This is a genomic window from Ligilactobacillus faecis (genome assembly GCF_029889745.1).
Taxonomy (GTDB): domain Bacteria; phylum Bacillota; class Bacilli; order Lactobacillales; family Lactobacillaceae; genus Ligilactobacillus; species Ligilactobacillus faecis.
On the sequence record NZ_CP123639.1, the window covers coordinates 779,910 to 800,571 of the forward strand.

Genomic DNA, 20,662 nt, shown 5'->3' on the forward strand with positions numbered 1-20,662 from the left:
TGAACGCCTCGCTACGTTCACCTTTCACGTACGGTCTCGATCTAGAATTAAGAGACGATACGCTAACACTGTAATGGGTGTACCCAGAGTGCCTACTAAAAACTAGTTTGTTCGACACAACGCTAAAAAGTGATCTTTCACTTTCAGGTGACCTACTCCCTTACACCGACCGGAGCTCGCTGTTAGGCACACTGAAAGTTACTTTTCTTTCTCATCGCGTTTGCTGATATTTATCGTTGAGATAAATCTACAACGCTTTTGAGTGACTGTCAATACTTTTTTGAAAAAAATCTATTTTTAGGTTCAGGTAATTTTATTTTACTGTAATTTATTATTTAGTAAATTTATTTATAAATAAAGTGAATTATCTGCGTATATACTAATTGTAAATGTTTTAAAAATAATTTTTATAAAATAAATTTTTCAGTAAAAAATTATTGACAAAAGTAAAAACCAAAATTATGATTGGTAAAAATAAATTTAAGTTCAAAGGAAGTGAGCTCGTGTTATTAGAGATCAAAAATGCAAGTACTGCGTTTAAAGTCAAAGGGCATTATTATAATGCGCTAGATAAGATCGATCTAACTGTCAATGAAGATGAAGTCGTCGCGATCGTCGGTGAATCGGGGTGTGGAAAGAGTACTCTTGCGACAAGTATCATCGGCCTGCATGACCCAGTACGGACGAAGGTGACGGGAAGTATTTTATTTAAAGGCAAAGAGCTAGTCGGAGCATCTGAGAAAGAGTTGAATACTTTACGGGGCGCTCAGATCGGGATGATCTTTCAAGATCCGTTAGCGGCATTGAATCCGCTGATGCGGGTCGGAGAACAGATCAAAGAAAATCTTGACCTACACACTGATCTGAGTGAGATCGAAAAAAAGACTCGCGTCGAAGAGCTTTTATTAGCAGTCGGGATCGAACAAGCTGCCCAAGTTGTCAACTACTATCCCCATGAACTTTCGGGGGGGATGCGCCAACGGGTCATTATTGCGATCGCGATCGCCTGTCAGCCAGAGCTCATTATTGCAGATGAGCCGACGACTGCACTCGATGTGACGATCCAAGCTCAGATCTTAGACTTATTAAAGGAGATCCAAGCTAAAAATCATGCCGGGATCGTCTTGATCACCCATGATCTTGGTGTTGTCGCCCAGATGGCTGATCGGGTCTGCGTGATGTATGCTGGGCAAGTCGTTGAAAAAGGAACGACGCGCCAGATCTTTGAAGATCCAAAGCATCCGTATACGCGCTCGCTTCTCCGTTCGATGCCACAAGCAGATGAACCGACAAAAGAGCTGTATGTGATCAAAGGGATGGTGCCTTCGTTACAGCAGTTAGAACATAGAGGCTGTCGCTTTGCCAAACGTGATCCGCGTTTAGCTGCGTTAGAACACGAAGAAGAACCGCAAATGCATCAAGTTGCGCCAGGACATTTTGTGCGTTGTATCTGTTGGCGCAACTTCACATTTCTCGAAGAATAAATTTTTTAAGGGGGGGTCATATGAATAACTTGATCACGGTAAAGGATCTAAAAGTCTACTATCCGATCCGTTCGGGCTTTTTTAACCGAGTAACTGATTATGTTTATGCAGTCGATGGAGTCTCATTTGAGATCTTACCAGGGGAAAGTTATGGGATCATTGGTGAATCTGGTTCGGGGAAATCGACGATCGGTCAAGCGCTCGTGGGACTTTTAGACGCAACAGATGGCCAGATCATTTATCAAGGCCAAGATGTGACAGAAAAAAGAGTTCGTAAGAAGATGATGTATAACCGCGATGTCCAAATGATCTTTCAAGATTCGCTCTCGAGTTTGAATCCAAAGAAAAAGATCATCGACATCGTCGGCGAGCCGCTAAAAAATTTTGAAAATCTCACAGGTGATACTTTAAAAGCACGTGTTTTAGAATTGCTAGCGACAGTTGGATTAGATGAAGAAGCAATGTATAAATATCCACATGAATTTTCAGGAGGACAGCGCCAACGGATCGGGGTCGCACGGGCAGTGGCGTCAAATCCGAAATTGATCATTGCCGATGAGCCAGTCTCAGCTTTAGATCTATCAGTGCAAGCTCAAGTTTTGAACTACATGAAAAAGATCCAAAAAAAATATGGAGTCGCCTATTTATTCATCTCACATGATCTCGGTGTCGTCCACCATATGTGTGACCATCTAGCGATCATGCATCGAGGACGTTTTGTCGAAGTTGGCACACGTGAAGACATTTACGAAGATCCATTACATATCTATACTAAAAGGCTTTTAGCGGCGATCCCACGGATCGATGTCAGTCGGCGTGAAGAAGATCGGCTTTTTCGAACTAAGATCGAAGAAGAATACATTGCCCAAAAAGAACAATACTATGATGAAGCTGGGCGTGTTTACGCGCTTGAGAAGATCACCCAAACACATTATGTGGCTCTGAGAAAGGAAGGTGAATAGAATTTGATAAAAACGACTTTACGCCGGTTAGTTTTGATGATCCCGCAGATCATCATTTTGAGCCTTATCGTTTTTTGGCTGGCAAAATTGATGCCAGGGGATCCTTTTACAGGGTTGATCACCCCAGAGACTTCAGCAAAACAGATCGAATATTTGCGCCAAAAGGCAGGTTTTTACGATCCGTGGTACGTTCAATATTGGCATTGGATCGTACGCTTATTTCACGGTGATCTAGGTCTGAGCTACCAATTTAAGATCCCAGTGACTCGTTTATTAGCCCAACGGATCAGTAATACATTGTGGCTTTCGCTTTTGACGATGATCTTGAGCTACTTATTTGCGTTACCTTTAGGGGTGATCGCGGGAAGGTATGAGAACACTTCACGTGATAAATTGATCCAACTGTACTCATTTATCACATATGCGATCCCAGCTTTTATCTTCTACTTATTAGGGATCTATATTTTTGGCTATAAGCTCAAATGGTTTCCAACATCAGGCTCAGTCAGTGTAGATGTCAACGGAGGTTTAGCTTATTTCTTTAGTCGGATCGATCATATGCTGTTGCCTGCGATCTTGATGGCTTTGATCAGTACAACAGCAGTCGTGCAATACCTTAGAAGTGAGATCATCGATAATTCTAAACAAGACTACGTTAAAACGGCTTTAGCCAAAGGTGTACCAGAGAGTGTTGTTTTTCGCAAACATATCTTTCGCAATTCATTACTGCCGATCGCAGCCTTTTTAGGTTATTCGATCACAGGGCTTTTAGGGGGCTCGATCTTTGTTGAAACGATCTTTGGCTACCCAGGTATGGGGCTCTTATTTATGGACTCGATCACAGGACGCGATTATTCAGTGATCACGGTTTTAGTTCTTTTATATGGGATCTTGACTTTGATCGGTTCTTTATTGTCAGATATCATTTTAAGTCTTGTTGATCCACGTGTACGGATCGATTAGGGGGGATTTTATGGGGAGATCTTCAAATTTAAAAATGATCGTTCGTGAATTCAAACAAGATAAAACGGCGACTGTTTTTTTTCTTAGTTTGACGCTTTTGATCGCCGTGATCTTTGTGTGGGCGGCTTGTTTAGATACGAATAAGATCATGACTGTCGATATTTTGAATCAATATGCACCCCCAGGTAAAGATGGGATGCTTTTAGGAAGTGAACAAGGTGGGAGAAATATTTTATATTTGCTTGTCGTGGGGACGCGCAATTCACTTTCGATCGGTTTTGCAGTTACATTGTTATCACAAGTGATCGGGATCAGTTTTGGACTGATCGCAGGTTACTACGGTGGCAAAGTCGATAACGCGATGATGCGTTTCTTAGATTTCATGATGACCTTACCGATGTTGATGTTGATCATCGTGATCGTTTCGATCATTCCAAATTATAGTATGACAAGTTTTGTTTTGATCATGTCAGCTTTTTATTGGATCGGAACAGCACGTTTGATCCGTTCAAGAACATTAGCAGAGGCTAACAAAGAATACATTTTAGCATCAAAAACGCTAGGAACGAGCGATCTGGTCATTATTTTCCGGGAATTGTTGCCCAATCTTAGTTCGTTGATCATCGTTGAAGCGATCTTGAATCTGACATCAAATATCGGGATCGAAGTTGGCCTCTCCTTTTTAGGGTTTGGGCTTCCCGAGTCAGTTCCGAGTTTAGGAACTTTGATCGGTTATGCGCAAGAGCCAGAGATCTTGACAGGAAAAATTTGGGTCTGGCTTCCAGCAGCATTATTGATCTTGTTTTTCTGTGTTGGGTTCAGTTATATCGGTAATGTGATCCGGCGGGCTTTTGATGCACGGCAACGCCTAGGATAGAAGGGGAAGATGAATATGTCAAAAAAATTATGGGAGGTAATGTTAGTAGTAGGTTTACTTATGTTTTTAGGGACTTTTACTGTTCAAGCTAATGAGTATCAAGCAAGTTATACACCTAAAGGATCTGTCAAAAAAGGAGGGACACTTAGAGTCGGTTATGTCAGTGATGATGCATTTAAGGGGATTTTTGCACAAGAATTGAGTAGTGACGGGCTCTCAAGTAATGTCAGTCAGTTTGGAACGATCCCGTTATTTAAGGCAGATCGAAACGATCACTATACAAAAGGTGGTTTAGCAGATCTTGCTTTTGATCGGAAAGCCAAAACAGCCACTGTTACGATCAAGCCTAAGACACGTTGGTCAGATGGAGCGCAAGTTACAGCACGCGATCTCGTCTTTGCTTACGAACTGTTGGCTTCACCTAAGACTAATTCTCCGTATTATAGTGAGAAACTTGAAAATATTAAAGGGATGCATGCCTTTCATACTGGGCAAGCGCAACAGATCAAAGGGTTAGAAGTTAAAGGAGAAAAGCAATTGGTGCTCCATTTTAAAGACTTTGTTCCGGGGATCGAATATGCAGGATCAGGCTATCTTTGGTCTGTCGCTGAACCATATCATTATTTAAAAGATATTCCACTTGACCAGTTAGCACAAAGTGATCGGATCAGCGAACATGCGCTTTTTTATGGACCCTTTAAACTTGAAAAGATGATCCCAGGTGAAGTGACTAAATGGGGACGCAATAAATATTATGGGGGCACGCCTGCAAAATTATCAGGTATCACGCTTGAAATCGTCCCTTCAGCCCAAGCAGGACAAGCGCTCAAACTCAGAAAATATGATCTGTTTTATAACGCTGAAGCAGTTCAAAATATTGCCAGAGCAACAAAAGCTTATCAGATATTAGGTAGTTTGACACCTGATTATACGTATCTTGGTTTTAAAGTTGGACATAAAAATGCAGCTGGGGAGAGTGTAATGGATAAAGACTCCCCTTTAGCTGATCGAGCTCTGCGGCAAGCCTTAGCCTATGCGATGAATACAAAGCAGATCGTAAAAAAACTCAGCAGTGGATTGATGGTCCCGGCGACAAGTGTAGTCTCACCAGCTTACGGCCCATATCACGACGAGAAGTTAAAGGCTTATCCGTTTGATCTAAAAAAAGCTGACCAGTTATTAGATCAGGCTGGTTACAAGTGGGGAAAAGACGGTTATCGTCTGCGCCCAAATGGTGAAAAGCTGAATTTAGTCATCATGGCTTCTGGCGGGAAAAAGTGGGCAATACTGTTACAAAATTATCGTCAACTTTGGAAAAAGATCGGGGTCAAAGTCACGCTTTATGGTGACCGTATCCAAGAACCAAATGTCTTTCATGAGAAATTACACAGCGATAACACAAAATTTGATATGTGGTTAGGAACATGGAGTTTAAATGCTGAACCTACCGCGGTAACAATGTTATATACACGAGATTCACCTTTGAACTATGGAAATTTTGCAACAAAAGAAAATCAAGCATTGATCGCTTCACTTGATTCCAAGCGGGCTTTTGAGAGTAACTATCGCATCAAACAGCTCAATAAATGGCAAGCGTATATGAAAAAAGAAGCTTTCGTCATTCCAATGATGAACATGTACCGCTTAGTGATCGTTTCAGATCATGTTTCGGGGATGGAACTTGACACAAATAGATACGACATTTGGGGAAATGTCGGATTAGTAGCTGATTAACGGAGAAAAAGGAAAGTAGCCGAGCGTTAAAGTATCTACGTGTTAAAATCAAAGCTGTGGAGGTAGAAAAGATGCAAATAATAATCTCACCAGCAAAGAAGATGTTGACACAAAATGATGACTTTTTAAGTCGAACAAGCCCGTGTTTTGAAGCTGAAGCAGACCAGATCACAAAGATCTTACAAAGTTATTCAAAAGAAGAGCTAAAAAAACTTTGGGGCTGTAGCGATCAGCTTGTTTTCAAAAATTACACGTTGCTTCATGGGCCAAAACTGAGTAAACAACCTGCCTTGTTTGCGTATGTAGGATTACAGTATCAAGCTTTAGCACCAGATCTTTTAGAAGATGCAGCATTAGCTTATTTGAGTGAACATTTAAAAATATTATCTGGGTTATATGGGATTTTACGTCCATTTGACGGGATCAGACCCTATCGTTTGGAAATGCAGGCAAAATTAAAGATCGGTCAAGCTAAAGATCTCTATGCTTTTTGGGGCGCTAAGCTGTATCGAACACTTTATGAAAAAGATCAAGTCGTGATCAATTTAGCTTCAAAAGAATATGCCAAAAGTATCACTAAATATTTACGTCCGCATGATCGGTTCATTACGTGTATTTTTGGAGAAGAGCAAGCTGGTCAGATCGTACAAAAAGCAACTAAGGTCAAAAAAGCTCGGGGAGAGATGGTACGGTTTTTGGCGCAAAATAATGTGACTGATTTAGAACAACTCAAAACTTTTGACGGACTAGGATATCAGTTCGACCAAAAACGTTCAACGGCGACACAATATATTTTTATACAACAAAATAAGTTATTTTGACTGTTAGGGGATAGTCGATGACTTGTAGTAAAGAATAGGGAGGTGATACAAAGTATCGCCTAATGTTATGTAATATTTATAGAAAAGGTGAAATGTGAGGTAAATATTATGGCAAGACTAAGTGAAGGGACTAAATGTCAAGTTTAGTTCAAATTTCGCTGATCCGCATAAGGGGAAAAAGGCGTTTTTCTAAAACTAGGCGAATAATGCAGTAGTATTATCACGATCGGGGGACTTGTAATACTTGTGTTAAGGAAAGTAAATAAAATTAAGGAGGGGAGTATATAATTCTTTTCTCAAATATAATTTTGGTTTATGTTTGTTCACATTTTATATAGCAAAAACAATGAAGAAAAAAAGAGTTAGTTGGCTAGTGCCACTAGTCTGTGTGGGGACATTATTGGTACAAAGTAATTTTGCAAGAAGTGTTTTAGCAGTCGAATTGCCTGTCAAGACGCATGATACGCGTCCAGTCAAACAAGGAGGTACACTGCATGTGGGGATGGTCAGTGATACTTCTTTTAAAGGTGTCTTTTCGCGTGAATTAAATAATGATGCCGCTACAACAACAGCGACAGAGTTTGCAGTTCCAGGCCTATACCGGGGAAATAAAAATTATCAATACGTTAAAGGAGGCTTAGCTGACCTGACTTTTGATTGGCAAAAAAAGACGATCACAGCTAAAGTTTCCCCTAAAGCTAAATGGTCCGATGGGAAACCGTTGACATCGCGTGATCTGGCCTTTTCATACGAAGTTTTAGGCAATAAAGATAGTGGTTCAGGTCGCTATAATGAGTCATTTGAAGAGATCGAAGGGATGAAAGAATACCACTTAGGACAAGCGCAAAAGATCTCGGGGCTGGAAGAAAAAGATGCTAAAACGTTAGTGATCCATTACAAAGCAATGCATCCGGCGATGCGTTTTCAAGGTTCGAAATATCTTTCGGGAACTGCCTTACCATACCATTATTTGAAAGATATTCCGATGAATAAATTGGCTGCAAGCGATGAATTGCGCAAAAAGCCACTTTCGTATGGGGCCTTTGCAGTTAAAAAGATCGTACCTGGAGAAACGATCGAATATGTTGCTAATAAGTATTACGTCAAACGGCCTAAATTATCTAAATTGACTTTTGAAGTCGTGTCAACTGCACAAGCGGCAGCAGCATTGAAAGCTAAGAAGTTTGATATGTTACTAGAGGAACCAAGTGGTGTTTATGCTAAAGTCAAAGATCTCAAAGATTTTACGGTCTTAGGTCAAAAAGACTTGGGTTACTCATATTTAGGTTTTAAGGTAGGGCATGTCGATCAAGCGGGTGTCAGTCAGATGACTAAAGGAGCAGCTGTCGGTGACCGCACTTTGCGCCAAGCGATGGCGTATGCGATGAATGTTGATCAAGTGTTAAAAAAATTTGGTTACGGTTTGAGTTATCGAGCAACGACGATCGTACCTGATGCCTTTGGCAAATATCATGATAGCAAAGTCAAAGGATATCCATATGATATGCAAAAAGCCAATACTTTATTAGATAAAGCCGGATATAAACGGCAAAAAGATGGGTATCGGACTCGTCCGAACGGCAAACCTTTGAAGCTCAAATTGCTAGCTTATCGTGGAAGTAAAGATTTTGAAGCTATTGTGCAAAACTACCTAGAACAGTGGAAAAAATTAGGTGTTCGGGTCGAATTGGTCAATGGTCGATTACAAGATTATCATACAGTGACTGACAAAGTCTTAAATGATAGCCGTAATTTTGATATGTGGATGTTAGGCTGGTCTGTTGGAGCTGAACCGACAATGCATGCGCTCAGCTATCTCCCTAAAGCTCCATATAATTTTGGACATTTTGCCACAAAGGAGAATACAGAATTGATCGATTCATTTACGCGCTCCCCAAAAGCCTTTGATCAAAAATACTTACTACAACAATTTTACAAATGGCAAGCATACATGGAAAAAGAAGCTTTCATATTGCCACTTAGCAATGATTATGCGACAGTTCCAGTTGCCAAAGATGTCGCAGGTGTCACGCTTGAAAACGGAAAAGATTACTATATGTGGTCAGAAGTCGGCTTTACTAAATAAGCTACATGAGAAGGGGAAATGTTTATGAAGAGGAAGAAAAAATCAAAATGGTGCGCGGTGCTAGTTTGTGTGGGGACCTTACTAGTTCAAAGTATTTTACCAACGTCGCTTGTATTGGCAACTGAGTTACCGCAAAAAATGCCAACAACACGTCCAGTTAAAAAAGGCGGGACGCTTCATCTTGGATTTGTCAGTGATACACCGTTTAAAGGGATCTTTGCTGAGGAGTTAAGTGATGATGCGGCAACTTCTTCGGCAGCAAGCTTTGCGATCCCTAGTCTTTTTCGGAGTAATAGTGAGCACAATTATGCTAAAGGTGGGTTAGCTGATCTAAGTATCGATTGGAAGAAAAAAACGATCACGGCTAAAGTTTCACCTAAAGCAAAGTGGTCTGATGGGCAACCGCTGACGGCACGCGATCTAGCTTTTTCGTATGAAGTTATCGCTAATAAAGATAGTGGTTCCCATCGATACAATGAGTCTTTAGCTGAGATCGAAGGAATGCAAGCGTATCACTTAGGACAAGCACAAAAGATCTCAGGGTTGGAAGAAAAAGATGCTAAAACGTTAGTGATCCACTACCAGCAGATGCATCCAGCGATGAATATCAAAGGTTCAAAGTATCTTTCAAATACAGCTTTACCGTATCACTATTTGAAAGATATCCCAATGGATAAGCTTGCTTCAAGTGATGAATTGCGCAAAAGACCCCTTTCGTATGGAGCGTTTGTAGCCCAAAAGATCGTACCTGGGGAAGCGATCGAATATGTTCCCAATAAATATTTTATTAAAAAACCTAAACTCGATAAGCTACTTTTTGAAGTCGTAGCTACTTCGCAAGCAGCGGCTGCCTTAAAGGCTAGAAAGTTTGATGTTTTGATGAATGAACCAAGTAATGTCTATGCAAAAGTCAAAAAACTCAAAGATTATACAGTCTTAGGTGCAAGAGAGCTTTACTACTCATATTTAGGCTTTAAAGTTGGGCATGCTGATCAAGCTGGTGTGAGTGTCATGAATAAAAATTCAGTCGTTGCAGATCGAACTTTACGGCAAGCTATGGCATATGCGATGAATGTCGATCAAGTTTCGAAAAAATTTGGTTCTGGGTTGAGCTATCGGGCAACGTCGATCGTACCTGATGCTTTTGGCAAATATCATGATAGCAAAGCCAAGGGTTATCCTTATGATATGAAGAAGGCAAATGCTTTACTAGATAAAGCTGGGTATAAACGGCAAAAAGACGGTTATCGAACACGACCAAACGGCAAACCTTTAACAGTTAGATTATTAGCTTACGAAGATAGTAATGATTTTGAAGCTGTCGTAGCTAATTATATCGAACAGTGGAAAAAATTGGGGGTCAGAGTCAAGTTAGTTCATGGTCGTTTCCAAGATTATAATGTGATGACTGAAATGTTGATCAATGATAGCTCAGCGTTTGACATGTGGATGCTAGCCTGGTCAGTTTCTTCTGAACCAACAGCCCATGCGGTTAGCTTTTTACCAAATGCTCCGTATAACTTTGGGCATTTTGCCACTAAAGAAAATACGGAATTGATCGATTCATTTACAAAGTCAAAAAAAGCGTTTAATGAAAAATATTTATTGAAGCAATTTTACAAATGGCAAGAATACATGGATCAAGAAGCGTTTATCGTCCCGCTTCAAAATACCCACACAACACTACCGGTGGCTAAAAATGTCCAAGGGATCGATCTTGAAGGTGGTAAGGGATATTACATGTGGACTGAAGTAGGATTTGCCAAGTAAAATTTTAAAGGAGGTAGGACTTATTTATGCGTAAAAAAAGGTATGGCTGGCTATTTGCTTTAGCGTGTGTTGGTACGCTATTAGTACAAGGGGAGAAAACGCAAACGGCGCAAGCACTTTCTTTTCCCCTCCAAACCCCAGTTGCGCACTCTGTTCAAGTAGGTGGAACTCTACGAACAGCGGTCGTCAGTGAAGCTCCATTCAAAGGAGCACTAGCCACTGAATTAAGTATTGATGGTACAGTAGGAAAGATTTTAGAATTTACAAACAACGATTTGTTTAACATGGATAAAAATTATCAATACACTAAAGGTGGATTGGCCGATGTGACATTTGATGAAAAAAATAAGACGGCTACAGTTAAGATCTCACCTAAAGCTAAATGGTCTGACGGACAGCCTCTGACTTCACGCGACCTAGCATTTTCTTATGAAGTTGTCGCACATAAAGAGAGTGGTTCAGTAAGTTATGGAGAAGCATTAGCTGAGATCGAAGGGATCACAGATTACCATGACGGCAAAGCGCAAAAGATCTCAGGTTTAGAGGAAAAAGATCCCCAGACGTTGATCGTGCACTATAAAGCAATGCATCCTGCAATGCGCTTTGTTGGAGCAGGCTATTTATGGAATACGGCGCTACCATATCATTACTTAAAAGATACGCCGATAAAAGAGTTAGCTGGTAGTGAAAAATTACAAAAAACGCCTCTTTCTTATGGTCCGTTTGTGATCAAAAAAGTCGTAGCAGGTGAAGCAGTCGAATATGTACGCAATAAATATTACCCTAAAAAACCTAAATTAGATAAAGTAACGCTTGAAGTCGTGCCTGTTTCACAAGCAGCAACGGCAATGAAAGCTAAGAAGTATGATCTGCTCTTTGAAATGCCAGCTGAAGTTTATAATAAAGTCAAAGATCAAAAAGATCTAACGATCATAGGAAAAAAAGAACTTGCTTACTCTTACTTAGGTTTTAAGGTCGGACACTCAAATGATGAAGGCTTAAGTGTGATGGATAAAGATTCAGTTGTTAGTGATCGAAATTTACGGCAAGCGTTAGCGTATGCGATGAATATCGATCAAGTTGCTAAAAAATTTGGTCATGGCCTAAGTTATCGGGCTAAATCGATCGTGCCCGATGCTTTTGGTAAATACCGTGACCCAGAGCTTAAAGGGTATCCATATGATCTAAAAAAGGCTAATGAACTTTTAGATAAAGCGGGGTACAAAAAGCAAAAGGATGGCTATCGGATTCGCCCAAATGGCAAACCTTTGACAGTTAGATTATTGGCCCGACGTGGTAGTCAAAATCATAATGCGATCGTAGAAAATTACATCGAACAGTGGAAAAAGATCGGAGTAAAGGTCAAATTAGTCAACGGACGCTTACAAGAGTCAAATACGATGACAAATAAGTTACTTAGTGATAGTAAAGGTTTTGATATGTGGTTATTAGCTTGGACTCTTCCACCTGAGCCAACAGCTGATGGGATCACCTATTTACCAAACTCACAGTATAACTTTGGTCATTTTGCTACTAAAGAAAATAGTGAATTAGTTTATTCATTCACAAAATCGGATAAGGCTTTCAATGAGAAATATTTATTAAAGCAGTTTTACAAATGGCAAGCTTATATGAACAAAGAAGCATATATCGTACCGATGCAAAATAATTATTATACGATGCCAGTTGCTAAAAATGTTACTGGAGTTTCATTAGCGAACAACGGCGATTATTACAGCTGGGCGAAGGTAGGTTTTGTTAAATAAGTTAAAAAAGCAGGCAGTGTGCCTGCTTTTTTACTGGATCAAGACATTAGTTAAATTGCATACCACCGTCGACTTCTAACGTATGCCCAGTGATATAATCCGAATCGCTACTTGCTAAAAAGGAGACTGCAGCTGCGACTTCGGCTGGTTCAGATAAGCGTCCTAAAGCGATATTTTTTGCAAAAGTTTGCATGCCCCAATTATCATCTTTACCAGCATGGCGACTGACTTGATGTGCGATGTCGTACATCATAGGGGTCTTAACGATCCCTGGTGCAAAAGCATTGACGGTGATCCCATCTTTAGCAAGATCGCGGGCAGCCACTTGAGTTAAACCGCGGACAGCAAATTTTGTACTACTGTATAGTAAAAGATTTGGATTTCCGACAACACCAGCTTGAGAAGTTGCATTGATGATCTTACCGATGATCTCATGTTCACGTCGTGGCTTCTTTTTGAATTGTGCAACTGCGGCTTGGATACCCCAGACGACACCACCGACATTGATCTGATAGATCTGGTCAAATTGTTCTGGTGTGATCGTTTGGATCGGGGTGGTCGGACCGATCCCTGCATTATTGACGATCACATCAAAGCCACCTAAAGCTGAGACTGTTTTTTGGACTGTCGCAGTCACGCTATTTTGATCTCGGACATCGACTTTGAGTGCGATCGCTTGTTTTCCGGCTGTTGTAAGCTCAAAAGCTGTTTGCTTTGCTAGTTCTAAATTTAGATCTGCTACAGCTACGGCAAAACCATCTGTAGCTAAGCGTTGCACGATCGCTTGACCGATCCCCTGTGCTCCGCCAGTTACAAGTGCTACTTTTGTCATGGTCATTCCCCCTCGTAATGAGTGCCCTTTGCTACATTTAAAGTATAGCATTTTTAAACTACCCCAGAAAGCGTTTTCTTTAGATTTATCTACTTTGAAAAATTCAGTAAAAAAGTTATAGTTAATGTAATAGCTTTACGAGGGGGAAAAGAGGATGCAAAAACGCTTATTGCTGGCACAAGATCTATCCGTTGTCGGAGATCTATCTTTAACAGTTGCATTACCACTGCTAGAAGTCCAAGGAGTAAAGACGTTACCGCTCCCGACAAGTCTTTTATCAACGCAAAGTGAAGGCTTTGGTGAACCTTGTATCTTGCCGTGTTATCCTTGGATCGAGCAAACTTTAGCCCATTTGCAAAAGCTAGATCTCACACTTGGAGGAGCCTTGCTTGGTTATTTAGATGACCTAAAAACAGGACAAGCACTGCTTAACTTTTTACAAGAACAGAGCTTGGCTTTGACAGTCATCGATCCTGTTTTTGCAGATGAGGGAAAATTTTATCCTAATTTAGGCCCTGAGCACCTGGCTTTACAAAAAGAGCTTTTGCAAGTGGCTGATTATGCTACGCCAAACGTGACTGAAGCACAATTCTTAACGGGGATCCGGTTATCTGATGAGCCAAGCAAAGCAGAATTTTGCGCACTTTTAGAGCAAACACAGCAGTTAGTGAAAGCGACAGGGCAAGTTGTGATCACTGGTCTTTCATTTGGTGCTGAAAAAGGGTGTCTTTGGCTTGAAGAGGGAACTTTGAAACAGTGTAGTTATCCGAAGTTAGCAGGTCATTTTTATGGGAGCGGGGATGTTTTTGCAGCGTTATTGACAGGAGCTTTATGGCAAGGCGCCTCTTTTAGTCAAGCGATCAAAAAAGCGACTAAAGAGACGTATGAAGCTTTATGTGAAACGGCAAAGAATTATCCAAAACGCCAAGAAGGGATCGATATCAGTCGTCTTTTACAAAAATTATAGAAGGAATGGTGAAGATGAAAAGTTCATTGCAAAAGCTTGTTTTGCTAGCTTTGATAAGTGCATTAAATGTCGCTGTAGCTCGGATTTTTTTGATCCCAGTTCCTTTTACAAATGGTAATCTGAATTTGTGTGATGCGGGGATCGTTTTGGCAGCCTTACTTTACGGTAGGCGAGCTGGGGCTACCGTGGGGGCTTTGAGTGGTCTGCTCTTGGATCTCTTAGGCGGATATCCGCAGTATATGCTCTTTTCTTTAGTGATCCATGGCGCTCAAGGGGCGGTAGTCGGAGCATTTTATAAATCCAAACGCCATTTTTGGAAAATTTTAGGACTAGCAGTCGGGGTTTTAGTGGGTGGCTATTTTATCGCTGATAGTTTACTTTATGGTTTTGCAGCTGGTTTTTTAGGCTTAGGGACTAACTTGCTCCAAGGCTTATGTGGGACAAGTGTTGGTTATTTTTTATATAGACGTTTAGAAAACTTACCGAGTTTGAAGCGCTAAGTTTAGTTGGTAGGCAGAAAGTTCATTTTTTTGCTATAGTAAAAGAAAATAAGGGGGGATGAAGATGCATATGTTGAGTGGCTGGTTTCTTTTGCTTTTTGCGTCAGTTGCAGCCAGTATCGTAGCACAATTTTTTCCAAAGATCTCAGAAAATTATATCAGTATGGCAGTCGGGGCGTTGATCGCACTTATTCCAGTATTGAATAAAATGATCCCACCGTTTGAGCCTGAAGTTTTTATGATCACGATCATTGCACCACTCTTATACTTTGAAGGGCAAGCGATGTATCTCAATCGCGTGAGGCATAAGTTCAAAACGATCTTGGGGATCGTCGTTTTATTAGTGGTGATCAGCACATTAGTTGTTGGTTTTTCCTTGGCCTTTATTACCGGGATCGGGTTACCGTTAGCGTTAGTGATGGCAGCGATCAGTACGCCAACGGATGCAACTGCGACCGAATCAGTCTCAGAGGGGCTCAAATTACCTAAAAGAGAGCAATCATTATTAAAAATGGAAGCTTTATTCAATGATGCTTCCGGGATCATTTTGTTGAATGCCATGGTCTTATTATTGTTACGCGGTCAGATCGACTACTCACAGACAGTACGAGATTTTTTAGTGGCCGCCATTGGGGGCGTTTTGTTTGGAGCTATCGCCGCTCTGGCAGCGATAGCATTTCGTCAAACACTTTTACGCTTACCGTTTGATAATGCTGTCAATGCGATGACGATGTTAGCGTTAGCTTTACCGTTTGTGATCTATGTTCTTGCCGAGGAGATCCATGTTTCCGGGATCCTCGCAGTTGTTTGTGCAGGTTTGTTGCATAACAGTGAGGCGCAGCGTAGTCGTTTCAGTGATACTCATCTTTTTTATTTGAACAAAGGTCTGATCGGACTTTTACAAGAGCTTTTGAATAATGCTGTTTTCATCATTTTAGGCTTAAATTTCATGCGGATCATTTTAGATAAAAGTGTGACCTTTTCTTCTTGGGTCTGGATCACAGCAGGATTTGTCTTATATTTAGGAAATTTGATCGTTCGCTACCTTTATGCCAAAATAATGTTACGGCGTGACCGTTTAGGTGCGACTGTTTTTTCCTTTGGTGGTGTGCATGGGGCCGTAACGTTAGCGTTAGTCTTTATGGCAGCCGGTTTAGGTCTAAGTTCAAATCAGTTCAACTTAGTTATCATGTCTGAATCAGTTATGATCATTTTGAGCATGTTAGTGCCAACGATCCTTTTTTGGTTCATTTTGCCACGAAAAGAATATGACAGTAGCGAAAAAGATCGCTTACGTCAAGAAATGATCCAACGTGCGATCAATGAAGTGGAACAGATGTATCTACCTAAAAAAGTCAAGCAAAGTGTGATCTATGATCTGCATGATCAAAATGCTGAAACTAGTTTACGGCAATTTTGGCAACAATGGTTCTACGTTTCACGTAAACCAGCTTTTAATAAAACAGAACGTTATTTAGAACAGCAGGCGCTGATGTGGTCTTTTTATATTGAACGAGAATATTTAGCTGAACAGATCGAACAACAAGCCCTTGATCCAAGAGATCTCTATGATCTTTATAATGAAGTAGCTTTGGCTGAAGCGACTGTCTTAGATCCCGATCAAGCGTAAAAAGCCCCCGCCATTGCGGGAGCTTTTTTAGCGTCGGCGTGTTTTTCGCCAAGCGTAAAGAAAAAAGAGCGGTGCAAAAAGGATAAATAATAGACTAAGCAAAAGCGGTTTGACTAGGCGATAGATCCAGTTGAACGACTCATCATAATCTTGGGTATAAGGATTGGTAAATTCGTATGGATCAGTCAAGACGCCTTTAGTCGACCAACGCCCACGCGGATGATGTGCAGCTTTATCTTGGTGATACAGATCCAGAGCTCTTTTGCGGTAAGAGACGAATTGCTCTGAGCGATCAGACGAAAAATAGTGCGGAAATTTGAAACGGAAAAAGGGCAGTAAGCAAGCGGTCAAAATAAAATAGCATGTTAATGGAGTCACTTTAAAATTAGTGGGGGTGTTATACCATAAGACAAAAGCTAGGCAAAGTGAACTTATCAAACTATAATGTAAAAAACGTAATCCAAGCCGGATCTTAGCAAACATAGGACAGACACCTCGCTTTTTATAAAATTATACTAATTCAATTTTAATCTAATAGATAAAAAAACGCCACTGCAAATTTGCAGTGGCGTTTTGCTCATTACCAGATCGTGATCCGTTTTTCAGGAGCTAAATACATGCCGTCACCAGGCTGAACGTCAAAAGTCGTATAGAAATCAGCTAAGTTTTGTGGCTGGATATTGGCCCGCAACACATGCGGGGCATGAACATCGATCGCAAGGAGCAATTTTTCGCGTTCTAACGTCGATTTCATGCCCCAGATCCGCGCCCAGTTGATGAAAAATTCAGCTAGATCAGTATTTGGTTCAGCTTTAGCAGCTTCTTTAGCACAACTCAACCCACCTGCGTCAGCGATATTTTCCGAGACGACGAGTTTACCGTTGACTGTGCCAGCCGGAGTCTTTAGGCCATCAAATTGGGCGATCATCTTATTAGCAAGACTTTGGAAATGGTTCAGATCTGCATCGGTCCACCAGTTTGATAAGTTGCCGTGCTCATCGAACTGGGCGCCGTTGTTATCAAAAGCATGTGAGATCTCATGTGCGATCACAGCGCCGATCCCACCGTAGTTAGCGCTCTTACTTTGTTCCAAACTATAAAATGGTGCTTGTAAGATCGCAGCTGGAAAGACGATGCAGTTAAAGGAAGGGTGATAGTAAGCATTGACCATGTGAGCTGGCATCTCCCACCGCGTCCGATCGACTGGTTCATCTAAACGTTCATAGTGACGTTTAAGTGCGATCTGCGTGAATTTAGTTGCGTTATCAACTAAGTTCAGTTCTGGATCGACCACAAATTCTTCGAAAAGTGGGTCTAACTTATCGGGGTAGCCGACATTGATCCCTAAAGCATCGAGTTTGGTGATCGCTTTTTTACGTGTTGCTTCACTGAGCCAGTCGTTTTCTGTTAGCCGTTTTTTGTAGACTGCGATCATCTTTTTGACCATTTCTTGGACGTCTTTTTTCGCGGCTGGGCCAAAATACTTTTGTGCATAATAGAGACCAACGACTTGGCTATACTGGTTAGAGGCTAAATAGTAAGCCGCTTTTTTTGGATCCATTGCTTCTTTTGAACCAGAGAGTGCGCGGTTATACGTCCCCCCAACAACGCGAAACTGATCACTTAAAAGTCCAGTTAGATCGAGTAGGGTTTTGACAAAGAGCCAGCTTTTCATACTTTCAAAAGTATCTTCGTTGACTAATTCATTCAACGCTTCAAAATAGCGCGGTTCAGCTACGATGATCGACTCTGGTGTTGTTTTGACTAAACCAGAAACGATCTTTGAAAGATCAAGATAACGGCTCAAGCTTGCAAAATCAGCAAAAGCATATTTGTTATAAGATTTGACGTAATCGGCACGCTCAGTACTATCCTTTTGGAAAGGCGCTAATTTTTTATCGTAAGCTAAAGCCAATTCGATCGTTTTGTGGCTGAATTCTTTATCGTAACCTGCTAATTCAAAAAGTTCATTTAGCATCTGTTTTAAGATCGCAAGGAGCGCTTTTGCTTGTTCGTTTCCTTCTTCGTAATATGTCTTATCAGGCAAGAAAAGTGATGGGACATCTGCATGCAATGCATAGTGACGCGTATCTTTCATATCAGGTGTAACTGAAAGGGTAAAGGGTGCATCATAACCCGCTAAAAAGAGTTCGGGGAGTTGTTCTTGCCATGTAGCTAGGTCTTTTAAAGCTAAGATTTTATCTAAATATTTTTTAGCTGGAGCAAAGCCTAAGCGCTCTCTTGTTTCAAAATCAGAAGCAAGACGATAGAACTTAACGAATTGCTGCATCTCAGGTGTGAGCTCAGTTGCGTCATTTTCGAGTAATGCTTCGAAGTCAGCCATCAGCAATTTCTCGATATTATCAGCTAGATCGGCAAAGCCACCGGTCGTTGATTTATCAGCCGGGATCACCGCTGTTTTGAGCCAGGCACCATTGACAGCTTGGTAAAGATCATCTTTTAATAAAGATTTATCGACTTGTGTATTTTTCCCCATAAAATTCCAGATCCTCTCGTTAAAATGAAGCTGTATCTGGATCGGTCGCATAACCTGCGATCCCCTCCAGATCATCGAGTTGTTTGATTTCACTTTCAGTTAGTTCAAAGTCAAAGACTTGTGTATTTTCTTTGATCCGATCAGCATGGACTGATTTTGGTAACGGTAAAAAACCGTGTTGGAGCGACCAGCGTAGACAGATCTGAGCGATGGTCTTACCTTTTTTAGCCGCTAGTTTTTGTAAAGTTGGATCGCTAAAGATCTGACCTGTTCCAAAAGGACTATATGCTTCGAGCAAGATCCCATGAGCTTGACAGTAACTGATCGTCTCTTGGTCAAAGTCTCCCGGACAGATCCGGATCTGATCGACCATTGGTTGGATCGTTTGTGTTTTTTCTAAGACTTGCAAATGTTTAGGTTTGAAATTTGAGACCCCGATCGCCTTTAATTTCCCTGCATGATAGGCATCTTCTAACGCACGCCATGTTTCTTGTAAATGTTCTTCCCAATTCTCATCCCGAAAAGCTTTTGGATTTGGCCAATGGATCAAAAATAGATCTAACTGTTCGAGTTTTAAGTCAGCTAATGAACGGTCGATCGCCTCAGTCGCAGCCTCGTATGAGTGAAACTTATTATCAAGCTTACTCGTGATAAATAATTCTGAACGGGGAAGATCGCTTTCAGCTAGAGCTTCACCGATGCTTTGTTCATTACCATACATTTCGGCTGTATCGATATGACGAAATCCGGCAGCTAAGGCAGCTTGAACTGCAACTTTAGCTGTATCTCCAGCAGGAGTTTGCCATGTTCCAAAGCCTAAAACAGGGATCTTGTTCCCATTACTTAGTGTGTACGTATTCATTGAACTCATTTCTTCCACCGATCCTTTCACATAAGATCAAGTTAACTTTAAAGACAAAAGTAGATATAAACGTCATTTTCAGAATCGATTATACCATAGTTCGCAATTTCTTAAGAAAGAAACAGCTTGACAAAAAAAAACACTTCCCACCTTGTCTTGGAGGAAGTGTGTGTAAGGATATATATCTCAGTTGACGGATACGCATTTTTTGTGAGCTTTTTTGCGATATGTAAAGTGTCCAGTGCTCTAATAGGCACTATTTGGTTTGAATAAGATCTTGATCGTTAAAAATAGGATCTTAAGATCAAACCAGACACTGCATTTTTGGATATATTCTAGATCAAGTTGGACCATTTCCGAGAAGCCAACTGAATTACGAACGGTCGCTTGCCAAAGACCAGAACAACCAGGGACCACTAAAAGCCGTTGCTTATCATAATCGGTGTACTGGGCCACCTCACTTGGAAGTGGGGGACGCGGGCCGATCAAACTCATTTCTCCTCGAATAACGTTAAGTAATTGTGGTAATTCATCGATACTTGTTTTGCGGATAAAATGGCCGATCTTAGTGACGCGTGGGTCATTTTTCATTTTAAACATCGGACCTTCAACTTCATTTTGCTTTTTAAGTTCTGCTAAACGTTTATCAGCATCGACATGCATTGAGCGGAATTTGAACATATAAAATTCACGTTCATCTTTTCCGATACGTCTTTGTTTATAAAAGATCGGGCCTTTATCTTCAAATTTGATCCGTAATGCGACCACTAAAAAAAGCGGGCTCAGTAGGATCAACCCACATAAACTTGCGCAGAAATCAAAGATCCGCTTCACTAAATGATAGCCTTTTTTCCTAGCTAACGCCTCTTTATCGATAATTATCTTTTGTGTTTCCAAAATTGATCACTCCA

Annotated in this window: 17 protein-coding genes and 1 other annotated feature (1 of these 18 running past the window's edge); of the genes, 12 read left to right on the forward strand and 5 right to left on the reverse strand. The window is 40.9% G+C overall.

The genetic code is table 11. The annotated features are described in order from the left end of the window. Window positions 1-224 (reverse strand) — a binding site (T-box leader) (it extends 39 nt beyond the left edge of the window). A 237-nt stretch (window positions 225-461) separates the two neighbouring features. From QFX10_RS03835 to QFX10_RS03875, 9 genes are all read left to right on the forward strand, one after another. After that, window positions 462-1,484, forward strand: coding sequence for an ABC transporter ATP-binding protein (locus QFX10_RS03835; protein WP_280606893.1), 1,023 nt, complete (start codon window positions 462-464; stop codon window positions 1,482-1,484). A 20-nt stretch (window positions 1,485-1,504) separates the two neighbouring features. Next, the gene (locus tag QFX10_RS03840; protein WP_280606894.1) at window positions 1,505-2,446 is read left to right on the forward strand and encodes an ATP-binding cassette domain-containing protein; all 942 of its coding nucleotides are present in this window, start codon (window positions 1,505-1,507) and stop codon (window positions 2,444-2,446) included. 3 nt (window positions 2,447-2,449) lie between these two features. Further along, a complete protein-coding gene (opp4B, locus tag QFX10_RS03845) occupies window positions 2,450-3,409 on the forward strand; it encodes an oligopeptide ABC transporter permease (protein WP_280606895.1) in 960 nt (319 codons plus the stop codon). Between the two features lie 10 nt (window positions 3,410-3,419). Next, window positions 3,420-4,286, forward strand: a complete 867-nt coding sequence (locus QFX10_RS03850; protein WP_280606896.1) for an ABC transporter permease — start codon at window positions 3,420-3,422, stop codon at window positions 4,284-4,286. Between the two features lie 15 nt (window positions 4,287-4,301). Further along, window positions 4,302-6,020 carry an ABC transporter substrate-binding protein gene (locus QFX10_RS03855; RefSeq protein ID WP_280606897.1) on the forward strand — a complete coding sequence of 573 codons (1,719 nt, stop codon included), beginning with the start codon at window positions 4,302-4,304 and terminating at the stop codon, window positions 6,018-6,020. Between the two features lie 71 nt (window positions 6,021-6,091). Then, complete coding sequence (yaaA, locus tag QFX10_RS03860) at window positions 6,092-6,841, forward strand: peroxide stress protein YaaA (protein ID WP_280606898.1); 750 nt, start codon at window positions 6,092-6,094, stop codon at window positions 6,839-6,841. A 346-nt stretch (window positions 6,842-7,187) separates the two neighbouring features. Next, on the forward strand, window positions 7,188-8,927 hold the full coding sequence (locus QFX10_RS03865) for an ABC transporter substrate-binding protein (RefSeq protein WP_280606899.1): 1,740 nt from the start codon (window positions 7,188-7,190) through the stop codon (window positions 8,925-8,927). Window positions 8,928-8,951: 24 nt separating this feature from the next. After that, a complete protein-coding gene (locus QFX10_RS03870; RefSeq protein ID WP_280606900.1) occupies window positions 8,952-10,697 on the forward strand; it encodes an ABC transporter substrate-binding protein in 1,746 nt (581 codons plus the stop codon). Window positions 10,698-10,723: 26 nt separating this feature from the next. Beyond that, the gene (locus tag QFX10_RS03875; protein WP_280606901.1) at window positions 10,724-12,463 is read left to right on the forward strand and encodes an ABC transporter substrate-binding protein; all 1,740 of its coding nucleotides are present in this window, start codon (window positions 10,724-10,726) and stop codon (window positions 12,461-12,463) included. A 46-nt stretch (window positions 12,464-12,509) separates the two neighbouring features. Here QFX10_RS03875 and QFX10_RS03880 read toward each other — a convergent pair whose 3' ends face one another. Next, window positions 12,510-13,301, reverse strand: a complete 792-nt coding sequence (locus tag QFX10_RS03880) for a (S)-acetoin forming diacetyl reductase (RefSeq protein ID WP_437178595.1) — start codon at window positions 13,299-13,301, stop codon at window positions 12,510-12,512. A gap of 148 nt (window positions 13,302-13,449) precedes the next feature. On the opposite strand from QFX10_RS03880, the gene QFX10_RS03885 reads away from it, so the two are divergent. From QFX10_RS03885 to QFX10_RS03895, 3 genes are all read left to right on the forward strand, one after another. Continuing rightward, a complete protein-coding gene (locus QFX10_RS03885; RefSeq protein ID WP_280606903.1) occupies window positions 13,450-14,262 on the forward strand; it encodes a PfkB family carbohydrate kinase in 813 nt (270 codons plus the stop codon). A 14-nt stretch (window positions 14,263-14,276) separates the two neighbouring features. Then, a complete protein-coding gene (locus QFX10_RS03890; RefSeq protein ID WP_280606904.1) occupies window positions 14,277-14,762 on the forward strand; it encodes an ECF transporter S component in 486 nt (161 codons plus the stop codon). 64 nt (window positions 14,763-14,826) lie between these two features. After that, window positions 14,827-16,392 (forward strand): cation:proton antiporter, encoded by a 1,566-nt coding sequence (locus QFX10_RS03895; protein WP_280606905.1) that lies wholly within the window; start codon window positions 14,827-14,829, stop codon window positions 16,390-16,392. A 27-nt stretch (window positions 16,393-16,419) separates the two neighbouring features. Here the strand turns inward: QFX10_RS03895 and QFX10_RS03900 are convergent, their stop codons facing one another. The 4 genes from QFX10_RS03900 to QFX10_RS03915 form a co-directional block, all read right to left on the reverse strand. Beyond that, window positions 16,420-16,875 (reverse strand): hypothetical protein, encoded by a 456-nt coding sequence (locus QFX10_RS03900; protein WP_280606906.1) that lies wholly within the window; start codon window positions 16,873-16,875, stop codon window positions 16,420-16,422. Between the two features lie 97 nt (window positions 16,876-16,972). Beyond that, window positions 16,973-18,889, reverse strand: coding sequence for a M13 family metallopeptidase (locus QFX10_RS03905; protein WP_280606907.1), 1,917 nt, complete (start codon window positions 18,887-18,889; stop codon window positions 16,973-16,975). 19 nt (window positions 18,890-18,908) lie between these two features. After that, window positions 18,909-19,760, reverse strand: a complete 852-nt coding sequence (locus tag QFX10_RS03910) for an aldo/keto reductase (RefSeq protein WP_280607228.1) — start codon at window positions 19,758-19,760, stop codon at window positions 18,909-18,911. Window positions 19,761-19,997: 237 nt separating this feature from the next. Then, window positions 19,998-20,651: a sugar transferase gene (locus QFX10_RS03915; protein WP_280607229.1), complete on the reverse strand. Its 654-nt coding sequence runs from the start codon at window positions 20,649-20,651 to the stop codon at window positions 19,998-20,000. Between the last annotated feature and the right edge of the window lie 11 nt (window positions 20,652-20,662).